Origin of the sequence: Staphylococcus sp. HMSC62A08 (assembly GCF_001839105.1) — a bacterium.
Taxonomy (GTDB): Bacteria; Bacillota; Bacilli; order Staphylococcales; family Staphylococcaceae; genus Staphylococcus; species Staphylococcus caprae.
Genome location: NZ_KV840066.1, coordinates 1 through 293 on the forward strand (window position 1 = coordinate 1; position 293 = coordinate 293).

General features: G+C 49.8%; 1 rRNA gene. It reads left to right on the plus strand.

From position 1 onward, the window contains the following. A 23S ribosomal RNA gene (locus HMPREF3264_RS12230) occupies nucleotides 1–293 on the plus strand; the annotation flags it as partial.

A 293-nucleotide genomic window follows, 5' to 3' on the forward strand; every position in this document is an offset into this window, starting at 1 on the left:
CTGATGCAAGGTTAAGCAGCGAATGTGGAGCCGTAGCGAAAGCGAGTCTGAATAGGGCGTTGAGTATTTGGTCGTAGACCCGAAACCAGGTGATCTACCCTTGGTCAGGTTGAAGTTCAGGTAACACTGAATGGAGGACCGAACCGACTTACGTTGAAAAGTGAGCGGATGAACTGAGGGTAGCGGAGAAATTCCAATCGAACTTGGAGATAGCTGGTTCTCTCCGAAATAGCTTTAGGGCTAGCCTCAAGTGATGATTATTGGAGGTAGAGCACTGTTTGGACGAGGGGCCC